The 13,818-nt window shown below is 65.5% G+C and carries 11 protein-coding genes and 1 pseudogene; 1 reads left to right on the forward strand and 11 read right to left on the reverse strand.

Going from position 1 to position 13,818, the window contains the following annotated elements; translation table 11 throughout:
- Positions 1-92: 92 nt before the first annotated feature.
- From nikE to hydA, 8 genes and pseudogenes are all read right to left on the reverse strand, one after another.
- Positions 93-1,763: a nickel ABC transporter ATP-binding protein NikE gene (gene nikE, locus EAV90_RS18360; RefSeq protein WP_129144269.1), complete on the reverse strand. Its 1,671-nt coding sequence runs from the start codon at positions 1,761-1,763 to the stop codon at positions 93-95.
- Entirely contained in the window at positions 1,760-2,608 is an 849-nt protein-coding gene (locus tag EAV90_RS18365) for an ABC transporter permease (RefSeq protein ID WP_122403967.1), read from the reverse strand. Before EAV90_RS18365 ends, nikE begins: the two co-directional genes overlap by 4 nt.
- A complete protein-coding gene (locus EAV90_RS18370) occupies positions 2,605-3,636 on the reverse strand; it encodes an ABC transporter permease (protein ID WP_129144270.1) in 1,032 nt (343 codons plus the stop codon). The genes EAV90_RS18365 and EAV90_RS18370 overlap by 4 nt, the downstream gene beginning before the upstream one ends.
- A gap of 31 nt (positions 3,637-3,667) precedes the next feature.
- Complete coding sequence (locus EAV90_RS18375; protein WP_129144271.1) at positions 3,668-5,287, reverse strand: ABC transporter substrate-binding protein; 1,620 nt, start codon at positions 5,285-5,287, stop codon at positions 3,668-3,670.
- Positions 5,288-5,405: 118 nt separating this feature from the next.
- Positions 5,406-6,841, reverse strand: a pseudogene (locus EAV90_RS18380) (NAD(P)-binding domain-containing protein).
- Positions 6,838-7,587, reverse strand: a complete 750-nt coding sequence (locus tag EAV90_RS18385) for an SDR family oxidoreductase (protein ID WP_129144272.1) — start codon at positions 7,585-7,587, stop codon at positions 6,838-6,840. Before EAV90_RS18385 ends, EAV90_RS18380 begins: the two are co-directional and overlap by 4 nt.
- Before the next feature lies 1 nt (position 7,588).
- On the reverse strand, positions 7,589-8,563 hold the full coding sequence (locus EAV90_RS18390) for an NAD-dependent epimerase/dehydratase family protein (RefSeq protein WP_122403972.1): 975 nt from the start codon (positions 8,561-8,563) through the stop codon (positions 7,589-7,591).
- A gap of 16 nt (positions 8,564-8,579) precedes the next feature.
- Positions 8,580-10,049: a dihydropyrimidinase gene (gene hydA, locus EAV90_RS18395; protein WP_129144273.1), complete on the reverse strand. Its 1,470-nt coding sequence runs from the start codon at positions 10,047-10,049 to the stop codon at positions 8,580-8,582.
- A 56-nt stretch (positions 10,050-10,105) separates the two neighbouring features.
- On the opposite strand from hydA, the gene EAV90_RS18400 reads away from it, so the two are divergent.
- A complete protein-coding gene (locus EAV90_RS18400) occupies positions 10,106-10,768 on the forward strand; it encodes an aspartate/glutamate racemase family protein (protein WP_129144306.1) in 663 nt (220 codons plus the stop codon).
- Here the strand turns inward: EAV90_RS18400 and EAV90_RS18405 are convergent.
- The 3 genes from EAV90_RS18405 to EAV90_RS18415 all read right to left on the reverse strand — a co-directional run bounded on the left by EAV90_RS18405 (position 10,765) and on the right by EAV90_RS18415 (position 13,810).
- Complete coding sequence (locus EAV90_RS18405; protein WP_174221588.1) at positions 10,765-11,424, reverse strand: flavin reductase family protein; 660 nt, start codon at positions 11,422-11,424, stop codon at positions 10,765-10,767. The two genes, EAV90_RS18400 and EAV90_RS18405, sit on opposite strands and share 4 nt — an antisense overlap.
- A gap of 5 nt (positions 11,425-11,429) precedes the next feature.
- Positions 11,430-12,362, reverse strand: coding sequence for an N-carbamoyl-D-amino-acid hydrolase (locus EAV90_RS18410; RefSeq protein WP_129144274.1), 933 nt, complete (start codon positions 12,360-12,362; stop codon positions 11,430-11,432).
- A 152-nt stretch (positions 12,363-12,514) separates the two neighbouring features.
- Complete coding sequence (locus EAV90_RS18415; protein WP_164937003.1) at positions 12,515-13,810, reverse strand: aminotransferase class III-fold pyridoxal phosphate-dependent enzyme; 1,296 nt, start codon at positions 13,808-13,810, stop codon at positions 12,515-12,517.
- Between the last annotated feature and the right edge of the window lie 8 nt (positions 13,811-13,818).

Raw genomic sequence — 13,818 nt, forward strand, 5'->3', positions numbered from 1 at the left:
CAAGTGAAACCGAGCCCATTTGCAAGCAAATGCTATGCCACTAAATCCGCCTTCGCCAGCGGGATCTCATCGCCATTCCGGCCGATACGGGCTCAGAGGGCGGCCACCAGCGCCGGCCCGGCCTCGATGTGGGGGATCGCCTCGACCAATTTGCGCGTGTAGTCGGTCTTCGGATTTTCGAACAGAGCCCGGCTCTCGCCCTGCTCCACGATGCCGCCATTGCGCAGCACGATGGTGCGATCGCACAGCATGCGCACGACGTTGAGATCGTGGCTGACGAACAGCAGCGCGATGTCATTTTCACGCCGAAGGCGATCGAGCAGCTGCAGCACAACCGCTTGTACCGAGACGTCGAGCGCGGCGGTCGGCTCGTCGAGCACCAGAAGCCGCGGCCGGCAGGCGATGGCGCGGGCAATGCCGACGCGGGCCTTCTGGCCGCCGGAGAGCTGATGCGGAAAGCGCGGCAACAGATCGAGCGGCAATCCCGCGCGCTGCGCGCACTCTTCCACGCGTTGGCGCAGCGCCTCGCCAGCGCGCATGCCGTCGAGTCGCATCAAGGGGTGGGCAATGCAGTCGAAGGCGGTGAAGCGCGGGTTGAGGCTCTCGTTCGGGTCCTGGAACACCATCTGAATGTTTTTGCGCAATGGCGAGCGGTGAAAATCACGCGACGCTACGTGCCCGATCGATTGACCGTCGAACACGATGTCGCCTTCGCTCGGATCGATCAGGCGGCAGATCATCCGCGAAGTCGTGCTCTTGCCGGAGCCGGACTCGCCGACGAGACCGACACTTTCGCCGCTGGCCATCGTCATCGAGAAGTCGGCGACTGCTGCTGAGCCCTGGTCGAAGCGCTTTGCGAGCTTCCGTACTTCCAGAAGCGGCGGCGTGCCGTGCGCGAGCGTCGGACGCGGCTTGCCGAGAACGGCCGTGTAACGCTCCCTCTCCTCTTCCGTCACGAGGTCTTCGATCCGTGACGTCGCCGTCGGCGACGCCGCAACCAGGCGTCTCGTATAGGCGTGCCGTGGCGCGCTGAAGAGAGTGTTTGGACTCGCCTCCTCGACGATGCGGCCACGCTCCATCACGGCGATGCGGCGGCAATAGCGCGCTGCGAGCCCGAGGTCGTGCGTGATCAGGATCGTCGCCATGCCGCGCGCGGCCGCGATGTCTGCCAAGAGATCCATCACCACCTTCTGCGTGGTGACGTCGAGCCCGGTGGTCGGCTCGTCGGCGATCAACAGTGCGGGATTGCAGGAGATCGCAATCGCGATCATGACGCGCTGGCACATGCCGCCGGAGAGCTCGTGCGGATAGGCGTTCATCCGCTGCTCGGGATCGCGGATCTGGACGGCGCGCAACAACTCCAGCGCCTCGGCGCGCGCGGCCTGTTTCGAGATACGCTTGTGCGTAAGGATCGCGTCTGCGATCTGCAGGCCGATCGCTCGGATCGGATTGAGCGCCGCTCGCGGGTTCTGGAAGATCATCGACATCGCGGCGCCCTGCAGCTGTCGGAGATCATCGCCCCTGAGCTTCGTGACGTCCTGCCCACGAAACAGGATCTTGCCGGCGGTGACGCGGCCCGCGGCATCGAGCAGCCGCGTCGTCGCAAAGCCCGTGACCGACTTGCCCGAGCCGCTCTCGCCGACGAGGCCGAGCATCTCACCGGCCTTCACCGTGAGCGTCACGCCGCGCACGGCCTCGACCATGCCGCGCCGCGTCGAGAACGCGACGTGGAGATCGTCGATCCTGAGGAGGTCCTGGCTCATGTGCGCATCCGGGGATCGAGGATGTCCCGCATCCCGTCGCCGAGGAGGTTGAAGCACAGCACCGCCAGCATCAGCGCAAGGCCCGGAAAGGCCACCAGCCACCACCGTCCGGTCGAGATGAAGCGCGCCCCTTCGGCGACCATGATGCCCCATTCCGGCGTCGGCGGCTTGACGCCGAGGCCGATGAAGGACAGGCCGGCCGCATTGAGAATGGCCCAGCCCAGATTGAGCGAGATCTGCACCGCCATCGCCGGCAGGATGTTCGGCAGCAGGAAGCGCAGCACCACGGAGAAGTGACTCTCGCCGCAGGCGCGCGCGGCCTCGACCCAGCCGACATTGCGGCGGACGTTGACCTCGGCCCGCGCGAAGCGGATGTAGAATGGAAGATTGATGATCGCGGTCGCGATCACGATGTTTTCGATCCGGTTGCCGAGGGCTGCGACCATCGCCATCGCCAGCACGAACAGTGGAAACGCCATCATCACATCGACGAAACGGCCGACGGTGCGATCGAGGCGGCCGCCCGCATAGCCGCAGAACGCGCCGACGACGGCGCCGATGACAAAGGAGATTCCGACCGCGGAGACTGCGATGGCAAGGTCGAGCCGTGCGGCGATGACGAGACGGCTGAACACGTCGCGGCCGAGCTGGTCGGTGCCGGCAATGTGCGCCGCACTCGGCGGCAGCAGTGCCTCCGAGACATTCGAGGCCACCGGATCGTAAGGCACGATCCACGGTCCGAAGATCGCGACCAGGACGAACAGCGTCACCCCGGCCGCAGCCACCGCCGTGAGCGGATTGCCGCGCAGGATCCAGACCGAATGGCGAAGTGTGGCGCTGGTCATTCGATCGACACCCTGGGGTCGGCGATACCGTAGCAGATATCGACCACGAGATTGACCAACACGAACAGGCTGGCCATCAGCAGCACGAAGCCCTGCACCGGTGCATAGTCGGAGGACAGCAGCGCATCGAGCGCATAGGAGGCAACGCCCGGCCAAGAGAACACCTTCTCCACCAGGACGTTGGCGCCCAGCATCGTCGAGAACACGATGCCGGCGATGGTGATGACCGGCAGGATCGCATTGCGCAGCGCGTAGGTCACGACCACCTTGCGCCAGGATAACCCGACCGAGCGCGCAGTGCGCACGAAATCGCTGCCGAGCGAGACCAGCATCGAGGCCCGCGTGATCCGCGCCAGCGGGGCGATCACGAACAGCGCCATGCTCACCGCCGGCAGAATCAATTGCCTGCAGGCCGTCCACCAGCCCTCGAGATCGCCGGCGAGCAGGAAATCGATCGAAAGAAAGCCGGTGCGCTGCGGCGGCAGCGAGGTGAAGACGTCGATCCGCCCGGTCGGATCAGGCGCAAGCCCGAGCAGATAATAGAATACGTAGATCAGTAGCAGGCCCGAGACGAAGGTCGGCACGCAGACACCGAGCGCGCAGAACAGCCGCACGCCGTGATCGATGACCGACCCCGGCCGTAGCGCCGCGATGACGCCGAGCGGCACCGCCGCAATCAGCGCGATCAGGAGCGCGGTGAAGGTGAGCTCCAGCGAAGCCGGCAGCCGCTCGCGCAGATCCTTCAGCACCGGCTGGCCGGTCATCATGGAGCGGCCGAGATTGCCGTGGCTGATGTCGGAGAGATAGAACACGAGCTGCTCCAGCACCGACCTGTCGAGGCCCATCTGCTTGCGGATCAGCTCGATCTCCTCCTTGCCGGCATTGGGCCCCGAGGCGAAGAACACCGCGGGATCTCCGGGCAGGACGCGCATCAGCAGGAAGGTGAAGACCAGCACGCCGAACAGCGCCGGCAGCGACGACAGAAGCCGCCTGCCCGCCCGCACGAGCGTTGCGCCAAGACCGGTCATCGCTCTTCAGAGCCTCCTTCGCTTTCCGAGATCACTTGCGGCTGACGTCGCGATAGTCGACCTGGCGATGGAACTCGTAGGTGTAGCCTTCGATCGACGGCGCCATGACGGCGTCCTGGTTTGGCTGCCACAACATGATCTGCGGCATCAGATCAAAGTGCATCGCGTTGAGCTTGCGGCCGGCTTCCTCATACTTGGCCTTATCAGGCTCGAAGCGCGCCTCCTGCGCGATCGCGGCAAGCTCCGGGTTGTTGATCGAAGAGTAGTTCCAGCGCTGATTGCCGGTGTAGAAGTTGCGGTAGAAGTAGTCGGTCGACGGTAGCCAGGCGACGATGCCTTCGGTGTAGAAGGGAAGCTTCTTCTCGTTGATCTGCGTCGACATCTGCGCATCCGGCAGCTTCTGGATGTCGACCTTGATCCCGATCTTGCCGAGCGATTCCTTCACGAGAGCCGCCATCGGCTCGGCGGTCGAGGCCTGGCCGACGTTGAAGCTGAAGGTGGTCGAGAAGCCCTCGGGGAGACCTGCGGCCTTCAGATATTCCCTGGCCTTGTCGAGGTCGAGCTTCACCGGCTGCTGGAACGGATAGATTCCGTTCGCCGGCTTGCCGTCCGCCCAGGTTGCGCCGAACAGCGGCGAACCGCGGCCGAACAGGGCGGCCTTGAACATGTCGTCATAGGGCAGCGCGAAAGCGATGGCGCGGCGGACATTGACGTTGTCGAAGGGCGGGATCTGGTTGTTCATGGAGACGTAGGTGATCGCATTGTATTGCGGCGTCGAGACCACCTTCAGCTTGCCCTTGGCTTCCAGCGACTGCACGTCGCTGGCCTGCAGATCGAGCACGAGATCGGCATCGCCGCGCTCGACGAGGTTGGCGCGGGTCGCGGGCTCCGGCACCGATTGCACGATGATGCGCTTGAAGAAGGCCGGCTTGTTGGCCGAGCCGCGGTTCCAGTCCTCGTTGCGCTTGACGATCACCTGCTCGCCGGGCTTGAAGCTCTCGACCACATAGGCGCCGCTGCCGGCGGTGTGCTCCTTCAGCCAGGCTGTTGCCCAGGGATCGTCAGCCGTCGCGTGCTCCTTTGCCACTTTCGAGTTGATGATCATCGGGTAGACGGTGGCGAGATTGGGCAGCGCGAGCTTGTCGGGTTTTGGCAGCGTCACCTCTATGGTGAGGGGATCAATCACCTTGAACTGATCGGCCGATGTCAGCGATCCCGTCAGCAATTGCGCCTTGCCGAGGATCGGCGCGGTGACGCAGCGATCGAGCGACCATTTCACGTCCTCGGCCGTGACGGGCGAGCCGTCCTGGAATTTTGCGTCCTTGCGCAGGCGGAAGGTGAGCTTCAGGCCGTCGGGGCTGACCTCGTAGGATTCGGCGAGCTCGCCCGTGATCGTGTCGAGATCGAATACCCATTTGCCGTTGAGCTGCTTGCGGCCGAACGCGACCAGACGGTCATAGGTGCTCATGCTCAATGCGAAGGACTCGCGGGTCGAGCCGGGGATGTTGGGATCGAGCGTGTTGACGGACGCGCCGGTCACGTAGCGCAATGTCTCTGCCCTGGTTTGCGCTTGCGACGGCGCGGTGACGATGAGCAACAGTGCGGTGATAGCGAGCACTGAGGTCGCCGGCCTGAAAGACACAAAACGCATCGGTTTTTCCCTGAATTTCGAACGAGAACGCCAGCAAGGCAGGTTAAGAGAGAAGCAAGTTGCGCGCCAGTCTCATCGGGCGTTTTGCGGACGAATCGTCGCGGCGGCGCATGGATGGTCACAGCGATCCCCCCATTTTTCGCGCCGGCCGCGTGACCACGGCCTGCGGCGCGTCATAGGCGCTGAGCGAGGCCCAATGGCGGGCGATATCGGCGCGGAACAGGCCGCGCGTCAGGCCGTGGACCAGCTTTGGAACGGCGGTCGTCATCGCATTGATCGAGGATCCCGACGGACCGAAGCTCATGGTGGAGGCAATGGCGAAGAGATGGATGTCGGAGATCCACGGTGTCTTTCCCGGCGCGAGCTCGGTGAAGGCGTAATCATCGGCAAGATAGGGAAAGCGGCCGAGGCGTTCGTTGCGCTCGTCCTCGGGCGGCTGGTAGCGGTCGGCCCAGGTCGCGATGTTACCGGCGCACTTGGCGAGCTCGCCGCGGCCGGCAAAGTTCATGTCGATGCCGGTGCCGCAGATGACGAAATCGGCGGTGATGGCGCCGCGTGGCGTCTCCAATTCGATGGCCTCGCCGGTCTTGCGCGCCGCCTCGACCGGCGCGCCCTCGTGCAACGTAAAATTGGCGTGCCGCGCGCAGCGGTCATAGGTTGGTTGCGGAAATCCCTCGCGCATCTCGAGGATCTTGCGCATGAAGCGCCAGCGCCAGGTATCGTCGACATCGCTGAGATGGCGCAGGAAGCCGCGGAAGGTCAGCCAACGATAGGGCTGGATCACCTGGATCTGCGCACGCCGGCACAGCAGGTGCACTTCGGCGGCACCGGCTTCCAGCGCCGTTGCCGCATTGTCGAGGCAGAGGCGCCGGCGCCGATCACGGCGACGCGCTTGCCGCGCAGGCTTTCGAAATCGATGTCGTCGGCGACGGTCGCGACCGAACTCGCCGGCAGATGCGCGAGCTGCTCCGGAATCATCCAGCCGCCCATGCCCTCCTGCCCCGTCGCCAGGACGATCTTGCGGGCGTAGAGCGTCTCGACCTCTCCTGCCCGTTTCACGCGCGCGGCGAGCAGGCCGTCAGACGCAGGCGCAATCTCAAGGAGCTCGCAACCGTTGCGTACCGGCAAGGCGATCGTGCGCCGCAGCCAGAGCAGATACGCCGCCCAATGGGCGCGCGGGATCAGGTCGAGTGCCTGCCAGCTCTCCTTGCCGAAGCGGGCCTCATGCCAGGACTGGTAGGTCAGGCTGGGGATATCGAGGTCCGGACCAGTGTAGTCCTTTGGGCTGCGCAGCGTCGGCATGCGGGCATAGGTGAGCCACGGGCCCTCCTTCCCTTCCTCGGCCTTGTCGATCAGCAGGATGTTGCTGACGCGGGAGCGCAGCAGGCCGAAACCGATGGCGATGCCCGACTGGCCTGCGCCGACGATGAGCACATCCAGCGCCGTCTTGCCGTCGGGTCCCGTTTTCGCTTCGAGCCACGCGGCGCCGGGATGGGCGATCCGCGCCAGATCGGCGCGAATATCAGCTTCGAGCTGGGTGAGCGCCTCACTCATGCCGCGAGCCAGCCTCCGTCGACCACCATCACGGTGCCCGTCGTGAACGAAGAGGCATCGCTGGCGAGATGCAACGCGGCCTGCGCGACCTCTTCGGCCTGACCGAACCGCTTCATGGCGTGGCGGTTGCGCGAGGCCTCACGCACCTCATCTGGATTGGCGTGACGGGCAAAGCTGCGGCGAAGCATCGGCGTGTCGATCGCGCCCGGCGCAATCGCGTTGACGCGAATGCCGTCCGTTGCGAAATCCACCGCCATCGTCCGCGTCAGGCTGACGATTGCGCCCTTGGCGGCGATATAGGCGCTGTTGCCCTTGCCGCCGGCGATCGCAAGCTGCGAGGCCAGCGTGATGATCGAGCCGCTGTTCTGCCGCTGCATCTGCGGCACCGCGGCCCGCGCCCACAGCCAGGTGCCGCCGACATTGGCGCGGAACACCGCGTCCCAGTCTTCCGGACTCGTGGTCAGCACCGTGCCGCCGCAGGAGAACCCCGCAGCGGTCATCAGGATGTCGAGCCGACCGTGCCGCGCGACGACATCGCCGACAACCGCCTCGGCGAACGCGGCATCGCCGACGTCGCCGACATGCGTCGTTGCCTCGCTCAGCAGCTTCAGCGTGTCTTGAAGCCCTGCAGCATCACGATCGACCAGAGCAAGGCGCGCGCCTTCCTCCGCGAACAGTTTTGCGCTGGCGCGGCCGATCCCCGAGCCCGCTCCCGTGATGATCGCCGTGCGCCCCTGCAGCCGCATATCAAATCCCCTCCTTGTGCTGCACCCACCAGGCGCTCATCGCGGCAGCGGATTCGGCGCAGCCGAACCGCGCGCGCCAGCCGAATTCGTCGGCCATCCGCCTGACCGACAGCGGCGCGCGATCCCCGCCATGAAGCTTGATGACGGTCTTCTCTCCGGGAGACACGAGCCGGCACTCCAGCCCGGGATGCAGGGCCGCAAACGCCTCGCCCCATTGCAGCGCCGACCACGCCACGCCGCTGGAGATATTGTAAAGCCGATCGCGCGGCCGCTCGGCCTCGATCAGCAGTGCCACCGCCTCGGCGACGTCCGGCGCATAGGTCCAATCTTTGATTCCAGGAGCTGGCAAGAGCGCCGGTTCGCCGCGGGCGAACGCAGCGAGGATTTGGAACTGGAGGCTCGGCGTATCTCGCACCGAGCCGGGCCGCTCCCAAGGACCGAACACGGCACTCAAGCGCACGCTCAGGAAATCACCGCCAAAGAGCTCGGCATGGCGCGCTACGGAGCGCTCGGAGGTGAATTTGCTGATGGCGTAGAACGAGACGGGATCGCAGGGCGTTTCCTCGTCCAATATCCGGTGACGTTGACCTGCTGCCCCGTAGGCCGACGCCGACGAAAGATTGATGACGCGGCGAACACCATGGCGGATCGCCGCAAGCAGAATGGGAATCTGCGCCATCACGTTGATTTCGAGAACGCGCGCGGGCGATGCCCGTTCGAGATCATCGCCGGCGGTGACCGCGGCGCCCAGCACGATCGCGTCGCAGCCCTGTGCCATGAGGGCGTCGATGCCTTGCGCGTCGGTGATGTCGCCCTGAACGACCTTGAGCCGCTCGCGGTAGTCGGCCAGCGATCGCTGCGCAGCCGGTGGCAGCGGCGAACGATCATGCAGCGTCACCTCGTGTCCGCGCGCAAGCAGCACCTCGGCAAGATTGAGGCCGACAAACCCGGTGCCGCCGAAGATGACGATCTTCATCGCGAGCGATCCACCGTCACAGCAGTTTTGCTCCGAAATTCCGTTCCGGATCCATGTCGGCGACGAGCCGGCCGGTCGGCTTTGCCGCCTCGCCGCCGCTGCGCGCCAGGAATTTTCCGCTGCCGGCGCTCGCGAGACACTTGTTGCCGTCGATGATCACGCGGCCGCGCGAGAGCACCGATACCGGCCAGCCCTTCAGCTTGCGACCCGAGAACGGCGTGTAGCCGGCGAGATCGTGCATCATCTCGTCGGCAATCGTGACCTCGCGGTTTGGGTCCCAGATCGCGATATCGGCGTCGGCCCCGACCGCGATCGAGCCCTTGCGCGGATGCAGATTGTAGATCTTTGCCGGCGCCGTCGCGGTCAGCTCGACGAATTTTTCCAGGCCGAGCCGCCCCTTTGACACCATCGCGTCGAACAACAGCGGCAGCCGCAGCTCAAGCCCAGGCAGGCCATTCGCGACCTGCTTGAAATTGGGATTGGGGCCGGCGCGCAGCTTGCCGGTCTCATCGTAACGATACGGCGCGTGATCGGAGGAGATGGTCTGGAGATCGCCGAGCGAGAGCGCCTGCCACAGCGCCTCCTGGTCGGCATGCGTGCGCGGCGGCGGGCTGCACATCCATTTGGCGCCTTCGGCGCCGGGCTTGTCGAGATCGTGGGCGGTGAGGAACAGATATTGCGGGCAGGTCTCGGCGAACACCTTGAGCCCCTGCCCGCGCGAGTCGCGGATCACCTTGGCGCCTTCGGCGGTCGAGACATGGAAGATCATGATCGGCTGGTCGATCAGCGCGGCCATGCCGATCAGGCGCGTGAACGCTTCCGCCTCCGACACACGCGCGTGGCTGACGGCGTGATATTTCGGCATGGTGTAGCCGCGCGCAAGCAGCCGCTTCACCATCCAGGCAATGATGCCGTGATTCTCGGCATGCGCACACAGCATCGCGCCGGACTCGCGCGCGGCGAGCAGGATGTCGAGCAAAGGCTCGTCATCGACCTTGAGCCGGTCGTAGGTCATGAAGATCTTGATCGACGCATGGCCCTGCTTCACCAGCGACGGGATGTGCTCCTCCACCGTCTCCCTGGTCGCATCCGCGATGATCATGTGAAAGGCGTAGTCGATCACCGCACCCTTCTTCGCCAGCGCGTGATAATCCTCCACCACCTGTGGCAGCTTCATCCCGACATGCTGGGCGGCGAACGGGATCACCGTGGTGGTGCCGCCGAACGCGGCCGAGACGGTCGCGCTCTCAAAAGTGTCGGCGTTCATGATGCCGGCGGCCGACAACTGCTCGATATGGGCGTGGCTGTCGACGCCGCCAGGCAACACCAGCTTGCCGCGTGCGTCGATCTCGCGCTTGGCCGCCGGAAGCCCGCGGCCGACGGCGGCGATGGTTTCGCCTGATATGGCGACGTCGGCCTCGAAGACGTCGGTCGTGGTCGCGACACGGCCGCCGCGGATGATCAGGTCGTAAGCGGGTTCAGTCATGAGGCACTCCGTGATAGGCTCAAGGCACGCAATTGCAATTTCGCAGGAAGACCATGATGTCCCGTCCGCGCATTCTCGTCATCAATCCGAATTCCAATCCTGCGGTCACGCGAGGGCTGGAGGACGCGCTGAAGCCGCTCGATTTCGAAGGCGGGCCGGAGCTGGTCTGCCAGACGCTGGCCGAGGGTCCCTTCGGCATCGAAAGCCAGGCGGACGTCGACAGCGTTGCGATGCCGCTGCGAAAGCTCGTCGAAAGCGACAACGGCTCGGCCGCCTTCGTCATCGCCTGCTACAGCGATCCCGGGCTTCAGGTCTGCCGCGAAGGCACCGACCGCCCCGTGTTCGGCATCGCCGAGTGCGGCGTGCTGACGGCGCTTTCCCGCGCTGAGACCTTCGGCGTCATCGCAATTGCGCAGCGTTCGATCGCGCGGCACATGCGCTATCTCAGGCAGATGGGACTGACCGAGCGCCTTGCCGGCGAGCGGCCGCTGAACATGAGCGTTGCGGAAACGGCCTCCGGTGAAGGCACGCTGGCCAAGATGATCGAGGTCGGTCGCGTGCTGCGCGACGAGGACGGCGCCCGCGCCATCGTGATGGGCTGCGCCGGCATGGCGCGCCACCGCCGCCCGCTCGAAGACGCGTTGCGCATTCCCGTGATCGACCCGACACAGGCGGCCGTCACCATGGCGCTGGGTACGGTGCAGTTCTCGGCCCACTAGGCGTCCTTCAGCTCTTTGGCAACTTGGCGCGCGAGCCATTGCGCATGGCTCTCGCGCGTCAAAGCAAACGTATCCCGCTGCGTCGTGTAGAGATTGCCGAACATGCGGCCGATCGGCCGGTAGGCGTCGAGATCGACATACATGTTGGCGGTGTCGACGAGCCCCTCACGCGCGTGCACCCTGAGCACCTCGCCGACCAGGAGCTCACGATCCGGAGAGAAGTTCAGCACGACGTGGCGCCGGCATTCCAGCGCGAAGGGCGCGGCGGCGAGGCGCGGCACCTTCACATCGATCGAGGGAAGCGTCGCAAGCCCGGTCGCGGCGACCTCGCTATCGCCGGAGGGAAAATCGACGGCGCAGTCGTTCATCGCCACCGACAGCGCCTCATCGACCATGTGCACCACGAACTCGCCGTCGCGATGGATGTTGCGGGTCGTGTCCTTCGGCGAGCGATCCGGCTTGTGCTGGAGCCCGAGCACGATCAGCGCTGGATTCTCCGAGAACACGTTGAAGAAGCTGAACGGCGCGGCGTTGACCGCACCATTCTCGTCCAGCGTCGTGACCAGCGCGATCGGCCGCGGCACGACCACGCCGCAAAGCAGCTTGTAGCGATCGCGCGGATCGAGTTCACGCAGCGGGATGCCCTTGTCCACCATCGGCCTCACGTCTCCGGCGGCGGCACCGCGCCGGTCTGGCTGGTGATCAGGCCATAATGCTCGACGCGGCGGTGCCGCGCGAAATCGAAAATCGTTGTCTTGCCGAAGGTGGTGGCGTCGAGGTCGCACGCGTGGACCAGAACCTCGTCGTCCTCGGACTTGGCTTCGGCGACGATCTCGCCGTTGGGATCAACGATCAGGCTGCCGCCGAACAGCGGGTGGCCGTCCTCGACGCCGGCCTTGGCCACCGCGACCACCCAGGTCGAGTTCTGGTAGGCACCGGCCTGCACCGAGAGGCGGTTGTGGAACAGGCGCTTCTCGACGCCCTCCTCGCTTCTTTCCGCATTCACGGAAGGCGTATTGTAGCCGATCAGCACCATCTCGACGCCCTGCAAGCCCATGACCCGATAGGTCTCCGGCCAGCGGCGATCGTTGCAGATGGCCATCCCGATGATACCGCCCAGCGTACGCCAGACGTTGAAGCCGAGATCGCCCGGCTCGAAATAGCGCTTCTCCAGATGCTGATGCGAGCGCTTGGTGTCGTACTCGACGTGGCCGGGCAAATGGACCTTGCGGTATTTGCCGACGATATTGCCGGATTTATCCGTGAGGATCGCGGTGTTGAAGTGATGGCCGTCTGGCGTCAGCTCCGCATAGCCGAAATTCATCGCCATCCCGTGCTGCGCCGCACGCTCGAACAGCGGCTTCGTCGCCGTGTTCGGCATCTCGCGCTCGAACCAGATGTCGAACTCGGAGCGATCCTCCACGTACCAACGCGGGAAGAACGTCGTCAGCGCCAACTCAGGATAGACGATGAGGTCGGCACCCTTGCTCTTGGCCTCGTCCATCAGCGCGATCATTCGCTTGACCACGGCCTCGCGGCTGTCGGCCCTCTGGATCGGGCCCATCTGGGCGGCAGCAACATTGACGATACGCATCAGCGAATTCCTGGTGATGTCTTGGTAGAAGATGTCTTGGCAGAAGCCACAGTTTCAACGATGTGCCGGCGCGCGCAGCTTAACGCAGCATCGCCCGAAATTTCCAGCCTGCGGCGTGCGAGACGGCAAGGTGCGCTTTGCATGACCTGCATTCACCCGTGCTCCTCGTCAGCAATATCGAGACCGTGGTCGAGCGCATCGAGCAGCAGCGTTGCCTCGCGCTCGGAGATCACCAGCGGCGGTGCCAGGAACAGCGAGGTCTGCTCGCCGCTCGTCCCGATCACCGCACCCGCCTCCAGCGCGCGCTCCGCAACGCGTGAGGCGATCGGCACCTCGGTGGTGTCGGCGTGCCAGGTGCGCCAGTCCGGGCCGTGCAACTCCACAGTCCAGTGCAGTCCCTGCCCCGCGACGCGCCGCACGCTCGGATGCTTTTGCGCGATCGCAAGCAGGCGACCGGCGAACAGCTTCTCCAGGTCTTGCACGTGCTCCAGAATATTGTCGTCGCTGACGACCTTCAAATAGGCGCTGACGGCCGCCATGCTGATCGGATGGCCGCGCAGCGTGCCGTAGTTCTGCCAGCTCGTGCCCTTGAGCCGCTCGACGATGTCCTTGGACACCACGACCGCAGCCACCGCTGCCGCGCCGCCGCCGAGCGATTTGCCGAGAGTGACGATGTCGGGGCGGCTCCGCGCGCCCTGGAACGCGAACCAGCGGCCGGCTCGGCCTGCGCCGGTGACGACCTCGTCGGCGATCCAGTACGAGCCCGCCTGCCGCGCGCAGCGCGCCACCTCGTCCTGATAGGCGCTGTCGTAATAGATGCCTCCTTGCGTGTAATCGATGATCGTCGCCGCCGTGTCCGAGAGCAGACGCGTGGCATCGGCGAGATATTCGCTCGGCGGGGAATTATTGGCCGGCGCGCCATAAATGGCACCATCCGGCGCCGGCAGGATCCGCACCGGCGCCATCGGCGCCGGCAGCTTCGAGCCGCCTGCGTGCACGGCGAGGCCTCCGTGCCATTGCGGCTGCACGGTCATGCTGCGCGACAGGCCGGTGATGCCGTGATAGGCGCGCTCGCGCGTTGCGAGGGCCGAGCGCTGCGTCAGCGCCTGGCAGAGCGACAACGCCATGTCGTTTGCCTCGCTGCCGCTGATGCAGAAGCGGACCGCGCCGACCCAGTCCTCTTCGCCCGCAAAGGCGGTCGCCATCAGATCATCGGCGGCCTGCTCGCGGCCGACCCAGGTCCAGCCTTCGTTGACGACGGGCGTGTCCGCCGCGCGGCGGATCGCCTCCACCATCGCGGGATGGCGATGGCCGAGACCGCCGCCGGTGTTGCTGCCGTCGATCAGCTTGCGGCCGTCGGACAAGTGGAAGTAGACGCCCTCGCCGCCGACCACGGCCATCGGCGCGGCCTCGCCCGCATTCAGCCCGGTTCGCAACAATCTGCTCATCGCGGGCC

This window comes from Bradyrhizobium vignae, from assembly GCF_004114425.1.
Lineage (GTDB): Bacteria > Pseudomonadota > Alphaproteobacteria > Rhizobiales > Xanthobacteraceae > Bradyrhizobium > Bradyrhizobium vignae.

What these genes read in the sequence shown, in the direction of transcription:
- EAV90_RS18365 (WP_122403967.1), bottom strand. Translation starts at nt 2,608, where the DNA reads ATGACCAGCGCCACACTTCGCCATTCGGTCTGGATCCTGCGCGGCAAT.
- EAV90_RS18385 (WP_129144272.1), bottom strand. Translation starts at nt 7,587, where the DNA reads ATGCGGCTGCAGGGGCGCACGGCGATCATCACGGGAGCGGGCTCGGGG.
- hydA (WP_129144273.1), bottom strand. Translation starts at nt 10,049, where the DNA reads ATGACTGAACCCGCTTACGACCTGATCATCCGCGGCGGCCGTGTCGCG.
- EAV90_RS18375 (WP_129144271.1), bottom strand. Translation starts at nt 5,287, where the DNA reads ATGCGTTTTGTGTCTTTCAGGCCGGCGACCTCAGTGCTCGCTATCACC.
- EAV90_RS18405 (WP_174221588.1), bottom strand. Translation starts at nt 11,424, where the DNA reads ATGGTGGACAAGGGCATCCCGCTGCGTGAACTCGATCCGCGCGATCGC.
- EAV90_RS18400 (WP_129144306.1), top strand. Translation starts at nt 10,106, where the DNA reads ATGTCCCGTCCGCGCATTCTCGTCATCAATCCGAATTCCAATCCTGCG.
- EAV90_RS18390 (WP_122403972.1), bottom strand. Translation starts at nt 8,563, where the DNA reads ATGAAGATCGTCATCTTCGGCGGCACCGGGTTTGTCGGCCTCAATCTT.
- nikE (WP_129144269.1), bottom strand. Translation starts at nt 1,763, where the DNA reads ATGAGCCAGGACCTCCTCAGGATCGACGATCTCCACGTCGCGTTCTCG.
- EAV90_RS18370 (WP_129144270.1), bottom strand. Translation starts at nt 3,636, where the DNA reads ATGACCGGTCTTGGCGCAACGCTCGTGCGGGCGGGCAGGCGGCTTCTG.
- EAV90_RS18410 (WP_129144274.1), bottom strand. Translation starts at nt 12,362, where the DNA reads ATGCGTATCGTCAATGTTGCTGCCGCCCAGATGGGCCCGATCCAGAGG.
- EAV90_RS18415 (WP_164937003.1), bottom strand. Translation starts at nt 13,810, where the DNA reads ATGAGCAGATTGTTGCGAACCGGGCTGAATGCGGGCGAGGCCGCGCCG.